Source organism: Turicibacter sp. TJ11, from assembly GCF_021497505.1.
GTDB lineage: Bacteria > Bacillota_I > Bacilli_A > MOL361 > Turicibacteraceae > Turicibacter.
Genome location: NZ_CP069349.1, coordinates 2,274,108 through 2,294,214, shown reverse-complemented (window position 1 = coordinate 2,294,214; position 20,107 = coordinate 2,274,108). Strand labels below are relative to the sequence as shown.

Here is a 20,107-nt window from a genome sequence, read left to right as displayed (position 1 = left end):
TATTCATAGAATACTACAAAAACATATTGAAATCTACCAAATCAAATAGAGAAACAACATAATTCTTTCTAATTTTTAGGATATTTGAGGCTAAAAAATCAAAATCATCTATCAAAAATGTATGAATAATCATCTGTTTACTTATACTGAATTATAAAGGAGGAGACGATATGCCAGTAGAATCAATAACTACACCTATTCAAGCAATGACTTATATTGCTAGCAATCTTGTACTCTTACTTGCGGTAATCTCAGTTTTAACTTATCTCTTCTTAAAAGGTTATGATTTCGTCATGAAAAACAATTTACCTAAATAGAGAAAGGGCCTACGTTTAATTAAACACTAATTAAGCGTAGGCCTTATATTTTTTATTTTTGCATTCATGATTACTTACGATTACCCTCTTTATCAAATGAAATCTTAACACGCCATTCAGTTAGACCAACCACTAATAATCCCATGATCACAATTTCAACGAGATTAATAATAACTAACTCCCAAGTAGCTAACATTCTAAAATAAGAATTTAAAAACACGCCAACTACTAATAAAATTCCACCTACAATTAATAATAATTTAGCCGCAAACTTGTTAGCCACTTTCCACGTTTCGATCGTTTGTTTCACAGATAACAGGTGATACCCTAATCTTCGATGCGGTAAGTCTGATTCTAAATAAGTTACAATCCCTAAAAACATAAATAATAAAGGTGCAATAAATATACTAAATTCCTGCATCTTTTAATTCCTCCCTTTTATATCCATCTACTATATTGTATATTATACCATATTTATGGTGCGTTTAAAAAAAGCAACAAAATACACAAAAAGCCGACAAAGTTGTCGGCCTTTTATTTGTTAAGTTATCTTTAATACTTTTTTATTCGACTCTTTTAAAATCAAATGTGTAGAATACCTTTGATATAAGATCGTTAAAACTATCGTACTTATTATATATGAAGCAATAACATAAGGAGCGTTATACACAAGGGAGTAAATCCATGGATTTTGAGCACCTGCATACTCCGAGAAAAAAACAACTCCTGAAATGACATGACATAAAAGTCGAAAACTTGAAGCGATTGCGGTAGCTATCCAAAGATAAATCATACGTTTTGTTCCCGTTGTAGTATTTACTTTTGTAGCCAAAATTCCAGCTAAACCAAGGACGGCAAATGGTAAGGGATAGTCAAATAACAATTGTACAGGATGAATAATATAAGCACCTGTTAACAACTGCATTAATCCCATGACAAATCCTCCAATAAATCCAGAGATCAGACCGTAACGAAACGTAAGAATCGCTAATGGGACTAACGATAAAGAGATCGATCCACCAAATGGCCAAAACCACCCCGAATAAATACTAGCCACATAGTCTAAAACAAAAGCTAACGCAACTAAAATACTAATTTCTACTAACTTCTTTGTTTTGGAATTGTTCATAAAAAATCCTCCCCATCATTAGGAGGCTTTACGGCATTATGTAAAGTATAAGAATTTCCTTTTATCAATAAGATAAAAAAGGCTCGTCTACTTCCCTCCGCTAGTCCTAACTAGTTCAGGTTCAAAGGGTTATGCAATATGCACTCTCAGCCGTAAGGCACCCCTAGTACTATCTTTCATACTTAACTTAACACATTTTTCCTAAACAATCAAATCAATTACTGATTAAATTCTTTTAAAATCTTTTGATGTGCTGCTACTAGCGGATAATCTTTTAGTTGCTCGTTGTTAATCCACATCGTTGAATCCTCTGCAACCTCATCCGTATATCTAGTTTTTACATCGATAAAATAACTTTCCATCTCCCAAATACGATGCGAAAAGACATGTGTAAACATTCCAACTAACTCAATATTTTTAACTTCTTCACAAATTGGGGATAACTTTTCGATCAATAATTCTTTTGGTTCTTTTTCACCTGCGTATTCAAAACTTAAAAATTCATAAAAGTTTGCTAATAAGCCTGTTTCAGGACGTTTGTTAACTAAATATTCACCGTATTGATTTTTAACCATGGCAACGACGAGCTTCGTTTTCACTTGATTATTCGCCTTTGTTTTAACCGGTAATAAATCATCAATTCCTTCCTTAAACGCTTGGCAATGTTTTTGAACCGGGCATTCTAAGCACTTAGGCGATTTAGGTGTACAAATTGTTGCACCTAGTTCCATTAATCCTTGATTAAAAGCACTTGGATCCTCATGAGAGATAACTTCTGAAACAACCGCCTCAAATACTTTTCTTGTTTTGGCTTTTGCGATGTCTTCAAAAATACAACAAACGCGACTCATCACTCGAAAAACATTTCCATCCACTGCTGGTGCTGGAATGCCAAAAGCAATACTACTGACAGCTCCTGCAGTATACGGACCTACCCCTTTTAATTTCAAAATTTCTTCATGTGTTGTTGGAAATCCTCCCATCTCTTCAATCATTCGTGCACTTTCACGTAGATTGCGAGCTCGAGAATAATAACCAAGCCCTTCCCAAGCTTTCAGTAATGTTTGATCATCAGCTTCTGCTAATTCCTTTGTCGTTGGAAATAGCTTCATAAAACGCTCATAGTATGGGATGACTGTAACGACCTGGGTTTGTTGTAACATAATTTCCGATACTAAAATACGATAAGGATCTCGATTAATTCGCCAAGGTAAATCACGTTTAACTTCGTAATACCATTTAATCAGATCATTTTGAAATGCTTGTATATCTAAATGCTCCGTATAGTTTTGTGTCAACTTCTTCACCTACTTTTTATTCATACTATTAGTCTATCAGAACTAAACTTTAATTAAACGCAAGATACTACATTTTTTTACATGAACTAAAAATAAAAAGCACCTGCAGGACATATAGTACATTACGGTGCTTTTTATTCAAAACTAACGTTTATTCGGTGAGATTATAGTTTTTAAACCCCTTCTATAATCTCATCTTACTATGATTATACTCATCTTTTTTGAAAAATACTAGTGGTATTATCACCCACACAAATGTTCGTTTAAAATTTTAACAAGTGGACGAATATCTGTTCCTTTCAAGAATTGAAATTCCATTTGATTAATAGCTGAACCCCATACTTTTAATTCAGCATCTAAATCAAATGTTCCAGAACTTTCACATGAAAAAGCAGTTAATTTAGATAGTGGTAAAATCATATACTCTTTTTTGCGGCCAGTAATCCCTTGAACATCAATAACCAATAACTTTTTATTCGTAACGATTAGACGATCTCGAACTGATTTATAAGATAGTAAAACCTCTTCTTGATTGCTGATTAAAAAGTCAAATAAATCTCGACCATCTTCAAGATTGGTATTCATTAAACCAATGATTTTAGGTTGTATTTCAGCCATTTATTCATCTCCTTATTCAACGTAAACTCAACTCATTATACGAAATTTTATTAAAATTTATTCACAGGAGTAAGAAAAATTAAAAAAGGTGCCTAAGGCACCTTTTTATTTAGATAAGACAACTGCATCCTGTTTATCTAATTCTGTTAAATAAACCTTTACTACCTCTTTGTGTGAAGTCGGAATATTTTTCCCAACATAATCGGCACGAATAGGTAGTTCTCGATGTCCACGATCGATTAATGTCGCTAATTGAATGTTTTTAGGACGACCATACTCAAGTACAGCCTCTAATGCCGCACGAACCGTACGCCCTGTGTATAAAACATCATCTACTAAAATCACAGTTTTTCCATTTAAAGTCATCGGAACAGTACTTTGGTTTACAATGATTTCTTTCATTTCGCGTGTTAGATCATCGCGATATTTTGTAATATCTAACTCTCCTAATGGAACAGTAACACCTTCAAAAACTTCAATTAAACGGACTAAACGCTCAGCTAAATAAGAACCGCGTGTTCGAATACCGATAATAACAACATCATTTAAGTTATCATTTTTTTCTAAAATCTCATGTGCAATTCTTTTTAATGAACGCGTAATTGTGTCCTGGTCAAATAATACTTTCTCCATTAAATTAAGAGACCCCTTTCCTTTTAGCATAGGTTGATTTTAGAATATCATAAAAAGTCTTAATTTTGAATATAAAACGAAGCCTTTCATCAGTGAAAATAAATTCAAAAGCTATACTGAAGAAAATTCTCTTATCTACAGATCAAACTTAATATTTCAAAATTTCATTCAATGAAATTTTATCAAGCCTTATCTTTGAACACTTCATTGCCACTTGATAAGTCACTAAAACAATCATAATTCCAACCATTGCTTGAACGAATGTAAAATCTGTTGGGATTGCCATCGGTAACTCAGAAGCAATTAACACCATGATGTAGTTCACTAATTCCTTTGTGACAGGAATACTTAATAAATAAGCAAAAATAACAAAAGGAAAATAAATAGTTAGAACCATTTTTGAAATTTCTTTTTCTTTATAGCCCATCACTTTTAAAATTGAAATCTGTTTTTGATTTTCATCAATAATAAACATCGTAATTAAAATCATCATCAAACTACCTAAAATTGAAGCAATCACAACCATCATCATTAAAGAAAGCCGAATCATCTCCATCCCAACTTCAATGTTTTTTTGTAAATCATCAACAGAAAAGATATAGGAGATATTTTTATCGCTTGTCGGACGTTCATGACTCCATTTACCATTATAAGCAGTTGGTTCAACACCTAATCTTTGACCTAAAGAAGCTAAACTTGTATAAGCCATTGGGCCGTTATAATGATCAACAATCCCCACAATAGGAAACGATAAAGTTTTTCCTTTAACTTCAAGCGTCAGTTCATCTCCAACAGATAGCGAGTAGGCAGTTGCGATAAATTGATTAATAATTAATCCCTCTGCCGTTAGTGACGTAATATCTGTTCCATTTGCATCATAAAGAGGATTCATGAAATTATATGGTTCAATTCCATAAAGACAAAAAACAGTACTCTTTCCATCTAAAAGTGGCTGTACAGTATATTCTAAAAAAGGAGTTTCAAAATTATCTAAAGGCTCTTGGATTAACTTATTATATTTGACTTGATAACTATAATTCACATATCTAAAAGCTTTATCCACAATATTTTCCACTGATTTAAAGGCGATAGATGCAAATACAAGAAAAATACTTGCGATAAAAACGACACTAAACAATGATAAAATCTTTCCGATATTTCGAAAAGCTAATGAATATTTAAAACGAGTCTCAAATTTAAATGGTTTTAAGCCCTTCATTAGCCACTTTGAAAAAGGTGAGATCTTTAAATGACTATTTTCTTTCATTAACTTTAACGGCTCATCTCTTAATAAAACGAATAAAATCATTAAACTCGATACCCCTACAATAATGATTGGATAAACAATTCCACCAAGAATTAGATCTTTTGTAAAATAAAACTGAATCATCGGAACAATGTAGTTTGTCATATAGGTATTAGCCATCATAGCAGCTGCCCCTATCCCTAATAAAAAACCAACGAGACTACCAATTATGGAAGCTAATAAGGGGTACGACACATAACTAATGGCGATTTGATATCGATGATATCCCATCGATTTTAATATTCCAATTTGTACGCGTTCAGCGTTAATTCTTTTTTTCACAATCAAGACAATGACAACAAGCGACATGAATAATAAAAGTCCCGTAAACGTCATCGACAAAACTTGATTGCTATTTAAATGTGCGTGTACCGTGCTGATACGAACATTAATATCTTTACTCATCGCATACGCAACACCATCTGTCGCTGAAATTTGTGATATTTTTGACTCTAGATGATCAACTTCATGATTAAAAGACCCACTATATAAAACCCACTGCTTTTGGTTAAATTGTTGATAAGCCGTATCTGTGACAATAGCTATGGTCTCAGTCGCTGGTTCATATAACGGACGGTCGTAATTAAAAATAGGATAGATATAATCCGGTACCGCAATAAAAGCTGAAATAATAAATGTTTTATCATCTAGTAAAATCGAATCACCGATGGTTAGTCCATTAGCCTCCGCGTACGTTTTAAATACAGCGACCTCATAATCTTCAACGGGAAGGGAACCATCAATAACATAAGTTAAGTTTACAGATTCCGTTTGTTTAATAAGACGGTAGTTATACGTCTTTCCACTTATTTCAGTGATAACATCTCGATAAAATCGCCCCTCAAAGGTCGCATCATATTCTTCACTTAAAACATCAATTTGATCATTGTAGTAATCAATTAACGTATATTCATATTCTTGCATTAACTGGGTTTTAGATTGATTAGCAAGCGCAGAAATACTCACACCTTTTCTTGCAATCATTTGACGAATATCATCTGTGCTTGGAACGGAGAGAACAACAAAGAAATCTTCTTGATTCGTAGCTTGTGTATAATCTGTTAAAAAGTAACTAACGGAAGCAATCGCTCCCTGTAGGGAGACATAAATAAACGATGCCATTGTCACTAAAATGACAATCGATAAAAATTGAAATGGTTTTTGGCGAATTGTTCGTAATATATTTTTTGATAACATTAGGTCCAGCTCACTTCATGTGCACGTTTTTTATATAAATTTTGCTTCACTTCAATAATTTCTCCTGATTTCATTCGAACAACTTTATCGGCCATCTCTGCAATTCCTAAATTATGTGTAATTAAAAAAATGGTTGTTTGAAACTCTTCGTTAATTCGTTGCAAAATATCTAGTACCGTTTTGCCTGTGTCTTCATCTAAAGCACCTGTTGGTTCATCACAAAATAAGATGGATGGATTTTTAACTATCGCTCTTGCGATTGCAACACGCTGCTGCTGACCTCCTGATAATTGATACGGAAATTGATTAAATAAATTTTCTAACATCACTTCTTTTAAAACGTTAGTGACATCTAATGGACGATCACTCAAACGGGCTCCTACTTCTACATTTTCAAATACCGTCATATTAGGCATAAGGTTATATTGTTGAAAAATAAATCCTAATTCTTTTCGACGAAAATCAGTTAGTTGAGATGATCTCATTTTTGTAATTTCTTGACCACTAACTAAAATCGTTCCATCATTGACTTCATCTAATCCACCACTCACATGAAGTAAGGTTGATTTCCCAGAACCTGAAGGACCCAAAACAACAACAAACTCCCCTTTTTTTACTTCTAAATTTACATCTTTTAAAGCAGTCGTCTTTATATCGCCGGATACATATTGCTTATGTACATTTTGAATTGAAATAACCATTGTCTCACCTACCTCCTAAAAATATCCTAATTTCAGTATTAACAAAAAATGTATTTTTATGCTTTATACAGAATGAAATGTAATATTTTTGAAATTACTTAAGTTTATGTTTAGCGAATGTCTGAATGTCTATAAAAAGATATAGGTATATAAAGTCGTATTATGCTAAAATGAAAAGATAAAAAGATGAGGTGTTCATAATGTCCATTATATTAGCTACACTAAATTCGAAATATATTCATACTAACTTAGCCATTCGTTATTTAAAAGCAAATGCTCCGGAATTTGATATTACGTTAAGAGAATATACACTAAAAGATACACTTGAAAATATGTTAGATGACTTATTATCATATCATCCAAAAATCATTGGATTTAGTGTTTATATTTGGAACGTGGAAAAGACATTACAATTAATTAATCTTTTAAAAGAAAAAGATCCAACCCTAACTATCTTTATGGGTGGACCCGAAGTTTCTTATGACTTTGATGTTTGGTTTTCAAGAAGCCCTATCGATTACATTATTTATGGTGAAGGTGAGCTTGCCTTTAAAGAATTAATGGAAGCCTTACATGGAATGCGTGAAATATCTGATGTTCGAGGGATTGTTTATCGTCATTTAATGACGAATGAACCGGTACAAAACCCTCCTGCACCTATTCTTGATCCTAAAACAATCCAATCACCTTTTTACTTTGAAGAAGATATTCCACATTTTAAAAATAGAATTCAATACATTGAAACATCTCGCGGATGTCCTTATTCGTGCCAATACTGTTTAGCTTCGGTCGATAATAAAGTCCGTTATTTTGATATTGAAAAAGTAAAAGATGAAATTAGATACTTAATGAAACACGGTGCAACAACGTTTAAATTCCTTGATCGTACGTTTAATATTAATAAAAAATATGCATTAGATATGTTTAACTTCATTATTAAAGAACACTTACCAGGAACGCAATTTCAATTTGAAATTACAGCAGATATTATGCCGACAGAATTAATTGACTATCTAAATGAACATGCTCCTGCTGGATTATTTAGATTTGAAATTGGGATTCAATCAACTTATGAATTAACCAATCAACTCGTGAAACGTCGTCAAAACTTTGATAAGTTAACAACGAATATTTTCCGTATTAAAGAAGGTGGAAAAATTATTCTTCACCTTGATTTAATTGCTGGATTACCTGAAGAACCTTATGATCGATTTGAACAATCATTTAATGATGTTTTCAGCCTTCGTCCTGAGGAATTACAACTTGGCTTTTTAAAACTGCTTCGTGGAACTGGCCTTCGTCAACAGGCTGATGAATTTGGATATGAATACGACGAATTTGCTCCTTATGAAATGAAGCGAAATAATACTTTATCCGAAGAAGATGTGCATAACATCCATTTAGCAGAAGAGATTTTAGAACGTTATTGGAATGCCCATCGAATGGATTATACAATGAACTACCTAGTCGATCAAAACTTCAGTCAGTCACCTTTTGCTTTTATGCAACAATTTGGCGCGTACTGGGAAAAGCGTTATTCTTGGATTAAGTATCAATTAAGCGATTTATTTACTCGATTATATGATTACTTAGAAACTCTTTCATTAGATAATCTCTCAATCATTCTTTCATACATGAAGCTAGATTATCTAACACAAAGCAAAATTAAGCCTAAAATTTGGTGGGAAGATCGCCTAGATAAAAAAGAACGTCGTCTAATTATTAACGAATTAACTTTAAAATCTGAAAAACTAATGGACATTTTAGCACATCATCAAATTCCGTTAACAGATGTTTTTAAATATGGCATTCTTGAACCGATCTATCTCGATTCAGACTACCAACCGACTCATAAATTACATTATCTCCTTGTCATTTATTTACCTAATCAACCAACACAACATTACATTCTTGAAGGATTAGATTAATTTATAAACTTTAATCTACAATATTTTACAAATCTTGTATCTCTTCAAACATATAAATGTTATAATCATTTTTGAATAATGATGTAGATACTAACTATCAGTATGCTTTTTAGCTATCAAAGGAAGTGCAACTATGTTTATCTTTAAGAAGATTAGAAGTTTTCTCCATTCCACCCCAACTCGTTTAATTGCGGGGTATTATTTCTTATTTACCGTCGGATTTGCTATTTTGCTTTGGCTACCATTTAGTCTTCAAGAAGGCGTATCACTATCATTTCTTGACGCCCTTTTTGTTTCAACAAGTGGATTAAGTAACACGGGACTATCGCCTATCTCTACAGTGGAGACATTCAGTATTACCGGAATAGTAATTTTAGCCTTGAATTTGCAAATTGGAGGGCTAGGACTAATGATGCTTTCAACAGCCATTTGGTTACTTGCAGGTCATAAAATTTCTACTCGAGAGCGAGCTCTTATCATGACTGATCAAAATCAAATCAATTTAAGTGGTGTGGTCAAGCTCGTTAAATCGGTTTTAATTTCATTTTTAATCATTGAGCTAAGCTTTATGCTTATTCTTGGAAATTACTATTATTTCATGGGGTATTATTCTAATTATTGGACAGCCATGCTTCAAGGATTTTTTACAACCGTATCTGCTATTACAAACTCAGGGTTTGATATTACGGGAGCCTCTTTAATCCCTTTCCAAAATGATTACTTTGTCCAAACCTTACATATGTTCTTAATGTTCTTCGGCGCAATGGGATTCCCTGTTATTCTAGATATTCAACGCTATGTCCAATGTAAGAAAGCAAATAAACGTTTCAAATTTTCAATCTATACTAAGTTAACGATGATCACAACAATTATTTTGTGGATTGTCGGTATTATTGGATTCTATATTTTTGAATATCATCATTTCTTAGTAGATAAAGGACCCATCGAAGGATTTTTCTATGCTACATTTAACTCATTAACAACACGTAATGCTGGATTTGCAACAGTTGATATGAATGCTTTCACAACCGCTACTCTTACGATGTTTTGTGGTTTAATGTTTGTAGGTTCATCTCCAAACTCATCAGGTGGAGGGATTCGTACAACAACATTTGCAATCATAGTATTAGCCATTTTATCATTCGCTCGTGGAAAAGAATATGTTAATATTTACGGACGCGAAATTGAAACCAATACCGTCTATAAATCATTTATGATTTTTATTGTAGGAATATTGATTGTTTGTTTATCCACTCTCTTGATTTGTGCAAGTGATTCATTTTCATTAATGGAAATCTTCTTTGAAGTGTCGTCAGCATTTGGTACAACGGGACTTACGATGGGGATTACCGGTGAATTAACTTCTTTCGCTAAAATCGTCTTAATTGTAACTATGTTTATCGGACGTATTGGAATCGTCACGTTCTTAATGATATTCCGTACAAATTCTCATCCAGTAAAAGTACGTTATCCAAAAGCTGACATAATAATTGGATAATTTATGAATTTGAACATTTTTATACAATGAAAGCATTTTTATATGGTAAATTAAAGGTAGGACCTCATTTTATTAAGATCCTACCTTTTTTATTTCTATCTTTTATAACATCCCATAATCATCACGTTTATTTCGTCTAATATTAAACCAACATAAATAAGATAAAGTAAATGATTAGATTTTCGTATTTTAAAGGGTTAGAATGAAATGAGACATTCATTTTAATTAATCCATTTGGTACGAACGGTAACTTTTAAGCTATTTAACCATGTTCATGTGATTGACTTAATGATAGATGATAAATTTGGTTTTAAACTAAAAAACATGCTTATGTTTTTAGTTTAAACAATTAAGAGTATTGATAAATCATATAAAAAACATTATGATATGATTTAATGATATCACTTTATGAAAATAGGAGGAGATTTTATGGTACTTGACCGCTCAAAAGACTCTAAGCCACTGTATTTACAAATTAAAGATATCTTAAAACATAAGATTATTAATAAAGAATACGCAGTAGGAAGTACGATTCCATCCGAAAATGAGCTAGAAGATATGTTTGGGGTTAGCCGTATGACGATTCGTCAGGCTGTAAATGAATTAGTAAATGAGGGTTTATTAAGAAAAGAACGTGGTCGTGGAAAGGGAACCGTTGTTTTATCAAGCGCTATTGCCGATAAGTTATCAACGGTCAAAAGCTTTACTCAAAAAATGCAAGAACAGGGATTAGTTTTAAAAAATAAACAAATTAATGTTTCACTCGTTACACCAGATGAAACGGTAGCAGCAGCATTAAATATCAATTCAAACGAACAGGTTTTAAAATTAAGTCGTATTCGCATGGTTAATAACGATATTATCATGTACACCATCTCATACGTGCCTGGATTTTTAAATCTTCCAGTTGATGCCGAACTTTACGGATCCCTTTATCAATTGTTAGCTGCACAAAACATTCAAATCACGCATGCAGAAGAATATATCGAGGCCATGTTAGCTGATCAACTGATTAGTGAGGCTTTAGAAATTTCTATTAATGATGCCGTGTTAAAGCGTACACGTATTAGTCAAGATCAGTATAATCGTAATATTGAATACACAACAACCTACTACCGTTCAGATAAATACAAATATGTTGTTGAACTAACTGTTTAAAAAGCCATTCCTAAGATGGCTTTTTTTATTCCATAAATGATTTATATAAAAATATAGTGGCTTTATCTATATTAACGTAAGTAAAATTAAGCACTTATGTGATTTTAAACATCTCTCCACCTTTCATCTCTTTAGACAAGTATATGTTTTGATAATGCAATTATAATAATACTAACAACTCTAACTAAAGAAGGTGTTAAACTTGGAAGAAACACAAAAACTTAAAGTCATTCCACTCGGTGGTTTAGGTGAAATTGGAAAAAACATGACAGCCATTGAATATGCAGATGAACTCATCGTCATTGATTGTGGAATTGCCTTCCCAGATGAAAGCATGTATGGGGTTGATTTAATTATTCCTGATATTACTTATCTAATTGAGAATGAATCAAAAATTAAAGGAATCTTTATTACTCATGGACATGAAGATCACATCGGAGCGATTCCATTCATCTTAAAACAAATTAATATTCCTATCTATGGAACGAAGCTTACGATTGGGTTAATTGAAACAAAGCTAAGAGAACATGGCCTACTTTCAACGTCGTCACTAAACATCGTAAAACCTCGTGAAATTACGTCCTTTAATCACTTAGGGATTGAATATGTTCGCAATACTCACAGTATTGCTGATTCTTGTTCATTAGCCATTCATACTCCTGCAGGAATTATCTTTCACACGGGTGACTTCAAAATTGACTTAACTCCTATTGATAATGAACCAATGGACTTTGAACGTATTTCTGAACTTGCAAAAGAAGGTATTCTTCTTTTAATGTCAGATAGTACAAATGTTGAACGTAAAGGATATACAATGTCTGAGCAAGCTATTAGCGAGACATTTACTAAATTATTTGAACATGCAACAGGACGCATTATTGTCGCCACATTTGCTTCTAATATCCATCGAATGCAGCAAATTATTGATGCGTCATCCCGCTACAATCGTAAAGTCGCTTTTAGTGGACGTAGCATGGAAAACATCTCAAGTGTTGCGACTGAACTTGGTTATCTACATATCGATGATGATCAGCTTGTTAATATTAACAACATCAATCAAGTTCCAGATGATGAACTTACTCTGATTGTTACCGGTAGTCAAGGAGAGCCAATGGGGGCTTTAGCACGTATCGCTTTTTCAAATCATCGTTATATTAAACTAAAGCCAAATGATTTATTTATTATTTCAGCCTCTCCTATTCCTGGAAATGATAAACTTATCGGGCGCGTCATCAATGAGCTTTATCGAAAAGGATGTAACGTTATCTACAAAGATTTAGAAGCTGTTCATGTCTCAGGACATGCTTGCCAAGAAGAACTGAAGCTAATTCTTAGACTAACTCATCCAAAATTCTTCATGCCTGTTCATGGTGAATATCGTCACCTCGTTCATCACAAAAATCTTGCCCAAAAAGTAGGTATTCCTAAAGATAATATTCGTGTATTATCCACAGGTCAAGTTTTAGAATTAACTAAACATAGTGCAGAAATTAACGGTCGTGTTCGTACGGGAGACATTCTAGTCGATGGAATTGGTGTTGGTGATGTTGGAAATGTTGTTTTACGTGATCGTCGAATGCTTGCTGAAGGTGGAATGCTTATTGTTGTAGCAACAATTGATAAAGAAAGCAAAACACTGATCAGTGAACCATATGTCGTAACGCGTGGTTTCGTTTATGTTAAAGAGTCAGAAGACTTAATGAATGAAGTCAAAGAAATAACTGAAACAGAGATCGAATCATTACTTTCTAATGAAACAAATGAAATCCTTGTGATGAAAAATCGAATTAAAAAGGCGCTTGAACGTTACTTATACGAAAAAACAAAGCGTCGTCCAAGTATCTTCCCTATTATCATGGAAGTCTGACATAAAAAAGGTATCTGATATAATCAGATACCTTTTTCAATAATTTCAATTAAGACATCAGGTCCTTGATCTAACAACTCTTCAAGTTTACCGCCTTGTTCACAATAAGAAATAACCGCAAACATTCCTGAAATAGAGGCATATTTATCCCAAAACGAACCGGTATTTGCTTTTAGAAACGCCTCTTGCGTGAGCGAGTTTTCTTGTGTTAAATAATATCGTAGCTTTTGATAGACAGATTCTCGTCTATTATTCATCTGCTCTGTATGCCAGTCTAATGATAAAACATCTTCTTTATAAGATAAGAAATGCGCAATCCCTTCATCAAAAACGAGTTGTTTTAAAACATCAACTTTCGGTGAATGCTTATAGTATGGATACTTTTCACTAATTAAGACATGAGCTAATTCATGTGTCAAAAAGTCAGTGGCAATATAGTCTAACTCTTCTAAACGATCAGCATACGTACATAAACGGACTAAATCTAAAATAATGCAACGCATTCCTGATTGATCTTCCCTTACAAATCCATCATAAGGTTTAGGTGCTCCTGCAATTAAATAAATAGCTGTAGTATCAGGAATACTCATGCCTTGAAATATTTTATGCCATAATCCTTCATTTAAAGGTTTGAAGTTATATAATCTATTTTGAATTGCTTCATATAAATGAACGACAAGCTCTTTATTAACATATGATGGTTCTTCAAATATATATTCACCTGGAATAATCGAATGATAGATCCAATGATCTTTAACCATGTTTAAATTACCATGCTCTAAAAAAGAATCAATGATTTCTGTTTTAATAATCATTAAGGTTCCACCCCCGCTATTATTTTACCATAATTTTAGAAATAACAGCCTTTAAGTGTCAAACCTCTACAAAATTTATCTAAATTAATATAAAAATACCGATAGGATAACTGAGAGCACTGAAAAACAACTCACAAAAAAAGGAAAACACTGAAGCCTGAAGGGTTTCAGTGTTTTCCTTTTTTTGTGATATAATGACTTGACTAATGACATTTTTGGAGGCTCATCATGATTAAAGACTTTGAACAATTATCCTTAAATCTTTCTCAAGGACATCCCTTATACGATAAAATTATTCCAAAAAATCATCCGTTACGTTTAATCCATGAACACATTGATTTTTCGTTTGTGACTCCACTACTTGGCGTGAACTATTCCATTGATTATGGACGTCCTGCCTATTCTCCTGAAGTCATGTTTAAGTTATTATTCCTTAAAATGCTTTACAATCTGTCGGATGAGCGTGTCATTCAAGAGGCTCAAGTCAATATGGCTTATAAATACTTTTTGAATTTAGACCCCGAAGATCCACTCATGCATCCGTCTTCCTTAACTAAGTTCAGAAAACTGAGATTAAATCAGGAGGACATCTTAGAGGATTTATTAGGTGAAGTGATTAACCAAGCGATTCAAAAGAACTTAATTCCATCAAAGACACTGATCATGGATGCCACACATACACGAAGTCGGTATAAAGTTAAAACTCCCATTGAGAATTTAAGAGAGGTTTCTAAAAATATCCGAAAACAACTTTATCGTTACGTTCCTGAGGTGAAGGATCATGTTCCTCCAAAGCTTCATTCCACTGCTTCACTTGAAGAAGAGGTCATTTATACTCAAGAATTAATAGAGTTTTCTCATCGCTATCAAGATAAAAATAGACAGATTCAAGAAGCGAGAGAAAAAGCGTTAGATATCCTAAAAAATCGAACCTACCAAGCCATTCTTTCTGTCTCAGATCCAGAAGCTAAAATGGGTTATAAATCTAAAACTGAGGCGTTTGCCGGATATAAGACACATCTAGCCATCACGGAGGAGCGTCTCATGACAGCGATTGAAGTGACCACGGGTGAAGTCAGTGATGGAAAGTATTTGAAAACATTGGTTGAAAAATCAAAAAAGAACGGGATAGAAGTGAAAGAAGTCTTAGCGGATGCCGCCTATTCAAGTAAAGAGAACTTAGGGTACATGGAGCAAGAAAATATAACGGCTGTTACGCCGTTAAATCCCATCGTCTTAAATGGTGGAAAAAGAGAAGTTGAAGGTTTTGAATATAATAAAGATGCGGGTCAAATGAGATGTCCAGCTGGACATTTAAGTGTCAGAAAAGCCCGTACAGGAAAGAAAAATCAAAAAAAGAATCAAAGTTTAACTTATTACTTTGAGATAGAAAAATGTAAGCATTGTCCTTTAAGAGATGGATGTTATCGACCAGGGGCTAAGTCGAAAACCTATTCTATGACCCTTAAATCGGACATTAATCAAAAAGCCATCGACTATCAGAAGACAAATGAATTTAAGAATAGGAAAAAACAACGTTATAAAATTGAGGCGAAAAATGCCGAGTTAAAACAGTCTCACGGATTTCAAACATGTAAATTCGCGAGACTTTTCGGCATGAAAATTCAAGCTTATTTAACAGCTTTTGTCGTTAATACGAAGAGAATAGTGAAGTTAGTGACAGAAAAACAAGCTATCTTTCAGATAGGTTTATTGGATCTCATACAAAAAATGGATATGATAGAGAATAAAGAAAAAGGAGCTTATTATTTTATAAATAATAAGCTCCTTTTTCAGTGGCCTCGGATAACTATCGGTATTTTTTATTATCTATCTTTATTTAAGTTAACACAAATTCCTATCACACTCAGTAAAGCAATTCCTCCAATAGCTAGGATTTCAAGCCAATTTTTCGAATATTCCATTCGTAAATAATCTAACTTGACTTCTGAACCGTACTGACCATTTGAAACGACCCAAAACTGAAGATTCAAATGATTGTCTAGCTCTTCTTTAGGTATCGCCTTTTCTAAAACTTTATCAATGTCATAAGTAAATGTTCCAGTCTTATCAGTTGGATATTGTAAATAATAACCTCGATCACTACTCTCTACATAAACAAGTAATGACCAAAGTTCATCAACTTCTTGAACTTTAATCTTAAATTGAGGATTTTTAGTTAAATCAACTTCAAAATACCCCGTTTGCATCCCACCATTTCCATCAGGATTTAAATTAAGAACATTAGCCGTTCCATGATAGTAATTAATTTTAGCTAATGCATTTAAACGAGACTGCCAGTGAGTAATTTTTTGAGTGGTAAAGGATTGTTTCCACTGACGTTCTTCTAATGGCTGTAATCCTTGATTAAAAATACGAACATTTTGTAAAACAACTTCCTGATCATCTTCATCAGTTACAATTGCTAGTTGAATCTCATGTTTTCCTAATAAATGAAACGTGCTTGGATTTAACTTGTTTAAATTATAGTTAATAGGGACAATAATATGGCCTGATTCCGTACAATTATGTAGTAAATAAAAATGTTGATTATTCGTTGCATCTTTAACAATCAAAGACCATGGACCTGTGAAACCACCCACTTGTAAATCAAGCATAGGAACTTGACTAAAATCAATCTCAAATGGCTGACTAATCACACCACTACCAGTTGCTCCTCCAATTCGAATCTCTTTATTTTCCTCAATGAGGTTGGCATATCCATTTTGATAAGAACTCCAATTAGCAATATCATGAGCATGATCATTAATGATATATGGATCATCCTCTTTTTGAATAAAGATTCGAGCATACGAATGATCTTTCGCTCCCGTATTTGTTGTGATTTCAGCCTCTAAAATATGGTAACCATTAGCTAATTTCTCAACTTCAACAGTATACGGCTTTGTATAAGTGACGTTTTTAAATACAGGCTTTCCATCAACATAAATCGTAATGTTAGAAACAGCTGTATCATCGGTTGATTTAATCTCTAAATCAATCGGATAGTTATCAGCAATCGGTTCATATTCTGAGATACCGATAATATTTACGGATGCCTTAACATTTGCTGTGACACTACGTTCTACTTTTCGGTCAATTTTAAATTGATTATCTCCCGCTTCGATTGGAATTTCTAAAATAATAACCGCATCAGTAGATTTAATATTAATCTCTGTTTTATTCATTACATTTTGTGCGATAAAACTATGACTGACCATATCATATAAATCGACTTTACCCTCACTTTGAATCTCATATTTTACAGTCTTTTCATCTTTATGTGGATTAAACATTAAGAAGCTAGGATATTGTCTGGCTTCATCAATATAGTACTCATTCGTATTTAAATCTACTTTCAAAATTCCATCGATATTAGTTGGCTCAATCATCGCACCTAATAATCCTAAATAAGTACCACTTAATACTGATAACTTTTGATCACTAGTTTCACGATTCTTCTCTACTTTTTCAGTCGGAATTAAATCTTGATAAGTCGGATCATTAATCTCATAAAAGAGATTTAAATTTTGAGTCAGATTTAATAAATATTTTCCCACCTCAACCGCATAACGTTGATCATATTTTAACATAGGAACTAAAGCAGTTGCCCCTACTATACTTTGAAAAGAATAAGGTGAACCTCCATATTGTGTACGTTCTCCAATTAAACCTGCTCCATAGCCCTCTTTTAAGACACCATATTCATGTCGATAATCACTTTGTGTAAAGAAAAACTCCATATACTTAGCTGTATTAAAGTTATAATCTTCAACCGCATTTAATCTTGCTGATAAGTAAGGTAAATACAGATACAGTAACTCATAACCTGGATTACGTTGAAATTCATCTAGATAGTTCATGCATAAGCTTGCTGCTTTCATATATTTTCGATCATTGAACTTTTGAAATGCATAATACTCAAGCAACGCTACCCCTGCAGCTGCATCTGGTTCAGTCCACTCACCATTATCAAATGGTTTTTTATTTTGAAAATCGTAACCTGTATATCCAAAATCAACAATTCCATCACTGCCACCTAAATCCATCGTTACCTCATACCAAGTATCAGCAATGTTTCGAAGCATAGCATCCGAGTCAATCGTGGCTTCATAACGATCCATTAACATAAAATACATTAAGGCTGGATAAATTTGTTGCCAAAAACTTAGTTCGGTACTATCTATATCTTGATAGTTCAAAAGTGTTCCTTCACCATTTTGAATATTGTAATACGCTTCAACAAACTGAACAAGTTCTTGTAATTTATCTTGTCCAATGCTTTCTTTATTTAACTTTTCAGCAGATAATAAAGCACTCATTAAAGTTAAAGCTTGAGTTGTTTTTGTATCTCTTTTCTCGTCAGTATATGTCACGATTCCAAGTGTTTCCCGCCCAGTATTTTCAGAAACTGCCTCACCAAACATTAAATCATGATTATTCATATCAAATAACAGATCATTAAACTTGGTTGCTTTATCTTTCCAATCAACATATTGATAATTAGCTGGAAGATAAGGCATCTCACGTATGGCTTGAATATATTTATAAATCGATTTTGATTTAGCTACTTCTGCGTTTACTGTTTGGGTTCCAAAAGCAACGGTTGCAATAAAAAATATAAAAGATAATCCAAATAAAAAGAGTTGCTTCAACTTCATCCCAATCACCTCAAAAATTCATAGTTTACCTTTGTTAGTATTTACGACTATGAACTAATTATGTAGAAATTTGGCGATTATACAACTAAGAAGAAGTATGAGATATGAACTACTTAAATCGTCATCAAAGTTATTATTAAAAAATATAAAAAAAGCCATCTTCAAAAGAAGATGACTTTTTAATTATTGAGTTAATATTAGAATTCTAATAATCCTAAGAATGATTCAACATCTAAAGAAGCTCCACCAACTAAAGCTCCATCGATTTCTGGTTGAGCCATTAAACCAGCAACTGTGCTAGGTTTAACTGATCCACCGTATTGGATACGGATTGCATCAGCAGCTTCTTGACCATGTTCGCGAGCGACAACTGAACGGATGTATCCGATTGTTTCGTTAGCTTGTTCGTTAGTTGCAGTTAAACCAGTTCCGATTGCCCAGATTGGTTCATATGCGATAACTGTTTCTTTAACTTGCTCTAATGATAATCCTTTTAAAGCACGTGTGATTTGAGAATCAACGATTTGATTAGTTGTTCCATTTTCACGTTCTTGTAAAGTTTCTCCACAGCAAACGATTGGAACTAATCCATTAGCAAATGCTGCATGAGTTTTTTTGTTAACTGTTTCATCAGTTTCGTTGAACATTTCACGACGCTCACTGTGTCCTAAGATAACATAAGTTACTCCTAAGTCTTTTAACATACCTGGAGCGATTTCTCCAGTGAATGCACCGTTAGCTTCGAAGTGCATATTTTGAGCACCAATACGTAAGTTTTCTCCTTGATGTTCAACTAATGAACGTAAGTATAATGCTGGCGCACAAATAGCAGTTTCTACTTTATCTGAGCTTGGCACTTTGTCTGCTACAGCTTTGATGAATTCTACAGCTTCATCATAATTTTTGTTCATTTTCCAGTTTCCTGCGATGATTGGTTTTCTCATGAAACTCACCTCTAATTCATATTTTATGTAACTTTTG

General features: G+C 33.2%; 16 protein-coding genes and 1 riboswitch. Of the genes, 6 read left to right on the top strand and 10 right to left on the bottom strand.

The annotated features are described in order from the left end of the window. Positions 1–170 precede the first annotated feature (170 nt). Complete coding sequence (locus JRC48_RS10995) at positions 171–317, top strand: hypothetical protein (protein ID WP_235069548.1); 147 nt, start codon at positions 171–173, stop codon at positions 315–317. A 70-nt stretch (positions 318–387) separates the two neighbouring features. Here the strand turns inward: JRC48_RS10995 and JRC48_RS10990 are convergent, their stop codons facing one another. The 7 genes from JRC48_RS10990 to JRC48_RS10960 all read right to left on the bottom strand — a co-directional run bounded on the left by JRC48_RS10990 (position 388) and on the right by JRC48_RS10960 (position 7,199). Next, positions 388–738, bottom strand: a complete 351-nt coding sequence (locus JRC48_RS10990; RefSeq protein ID WP_235069547.1) for an SdpI family protein — start codon at positions 736–738, stop codon at positions 388–390. 120 nt (positions 739–858) lie between these two features. Next, positions 859–1,446, bottom strand: coding sequence for an energy-coupled thiamine transporter ThiT (gene thiT, locus JRC48_RS10985; RefSeq protein WP_235069546.1), 588 nt, complete (start codon positions 1,444–1,446; stop codon positions 859–861). Between the two features lie 75 nt (positions 1,447–1,521). Next, positions 1,522–1,621: riboswitch (TPP riboswitch) on the bottom strand. 43 nt (positions 1,622–1,664) lie between these two features. Further along, on the bottom strand, positions 1,665–2,744 hold the full coding sequence (mutY, locus tag JRC48_RS10980) for an A/G-specific adenine glycosylase (protein ID WP_235069545.1): 1,080 nt from the start codon (positions 2,742–2,744) through the stop codon (positions 1,665–1,667). A 243-nt stretch (positions 2,745–2,987) separates the two neighbouring features. Beyond that, positions 2,988–3,362 (bottom strand): PH domain-containing protein, encoded by a 375-nt coding sequence (locus tag JRC48_RS10975; RefSeq protein ID WP_235069544.1) that lies wholly within the window; start codon positions 3,360–3,362, stop codon positions 2,988–2,990. A 105-nt stretch (positions 3,363–3,467) separates the two neighbouring features. Beyond that, complete coding sequence (pyrR, locus tag JRC48_RS10970; RefSeq protein WP_235069543.1) at positions 3,468–3,995, bottom strand: bifunctional pyr operon transcriptional regulator/uracil phosphoribosyltransferase PyrR; 528 nt, start codon at positions 3,993–3,995, stop codon at positions 3,468–3,470. 148 nt (positions 3,996–4,143) lie between these two features. Next, positions 4,144–6,498, bottom strand: coding sequence for an FtsX-like permease family protein (locus JRC48_RS10965; RefSeq protein WP_235069542.1), 2,355 nt, complete (start codon positions 6,496–6,498; stop codon positions 4,144–4,146). Beyond that, positions 6,498–7,199, bottom strand: a complete 702-nt coding sequence (locus JRC48_RS10960; protein ID WP_235069541.1) for an ABC transporter ATP-binding protein — start codon at positions 7,197–7,199, stop codon at positions 6,498–6,500. Before JRC48_RS10960 ends, JRC48_RS10965 begins: the two co-directional genes overlap by 1 nt. Positions 7,200–7,399: 200 nt before the next feature. Here JRC48_RS10960 and JRC48_RS10955 point away from each other — a divergent pair, with 200 nt between their 5' ends. The 4 genes from JRC48_RS10955 (at position 7,400) to JRC48_RS10940 (ending at position 13,650) form a co-directional block, all read left to right on the top strand. Continuing rightward, the gene (locus tag JRC48_RS10955; RefSeq protein WP_235069540.1) at positions 7,400–9,127 is read left to right on the top strand and encodes a B12-binding domain-containing radical SAM protein; all 1,728 of its coding nucleotides are present in this window, start codon (positions 7,400–7,402) and stop codon (positions 9,125–9,127) included. A 133-nt stretch (positions 9,128–9,260) separates the two neighbouring features. Continuing rightward, positions 9,261–10,625, top strand: a complete 1,365-nt coding sequence (locus tag JRC48_RS10950; RefSeq protein ID WP_235069539.1) for a TrkH family potassium uptake protein — start codon at positions 9,261–9,263, stop codon at positions 10,623–10,625. Positions 10,626–11,054: 429 nt separating this feature from the next. Further along, positions 11,055–11,783, top strand: coding sequence for a GntR family transcriptional regulator (locus JRC48_RS10945; protein ID WP_235069538.1), 729 nt, complete (start codon positions 11,055–11,057; stop codon positions 11,781–11,783). Positions 11,784–11,976: 193 nt separating this feature from the next. Then, positions 11,977–13,650 (top strand): ribonuclease J, encoded by a 1,674-nt coding sequence (locus JRC48_RS10940; RefSeq protein WP_370630369.1) that lies wholly within the window; start codon positions 11,977–11,979, stop codon positions 13,648–13,650. A 23-nt stretch (positions 13,651–13,673) separates the two neighbouring features. On the opposite strand, the gene JRC48_RS10935 is transcribed toward JRC48_RS10940, so the two are convergent. After that, positions 13,674–14,465, bottom strand: a complete 792-nt coding sequence (locus JRC48_RS10935) for a hypothetical protein (RefSeq protein ID WP_235069536.1) — start codon at positions 14,463–14,465, stop codon at positions 13,674–13,676. A 228-nt stretch (positions 14,466–14,693) separates the two neighbouring features. Here JRC48_RS10935 and JRC48_RS10930 point away from each other — a divergent pair, with 228 nt between their 5' ends. Next, on the top strand, positions 14,694–16,400 hold the full coding sequence (locus JRC48_RS10930; RefSeq protein WP_235069535.1) for an IS1182 family transposase: 1,707 nt from the start codon (positions 14,694–14,696) through the stop codon (positions 16,398–16,400). Here JRC48_RS10930 and JRC48_RS10925 read toward each other — a convergent pair. Together JRC48_RS10925 and tpiA are read right to left on the bottom strand one after the other, a co-directional pair. Then, the gene (locus tag JRC48_RS10925) at positions 16,292–19,126 is read right to left on the bottom strand and encodes a hypothetical protein (protein WP_235069534.1); all 2,835 of its coding nucleotides are present in this window, start codon (positions 19,124–19,126) and stop codon (positions 16,292–16,294) included. The genes JRC48_RS10930 and JRC48_RS10925 overlap by 109 nt on opposite strands. 197 nt (positions 19,127–19,323) lie before the next feature. Then, positions 19,324–20,070, bottom strand: a complete 747-nt coding sequence (tpiA, locus tag JRC48_RS10920; protein WP_235069533.1) for a triose-phosphate isomerase — start codon at positions 20,068–20,070, stop codon at positions 19,324–19,326. Between the last annotated feature and the right edge of the window lie 37 nt (positions 20,071–20,107).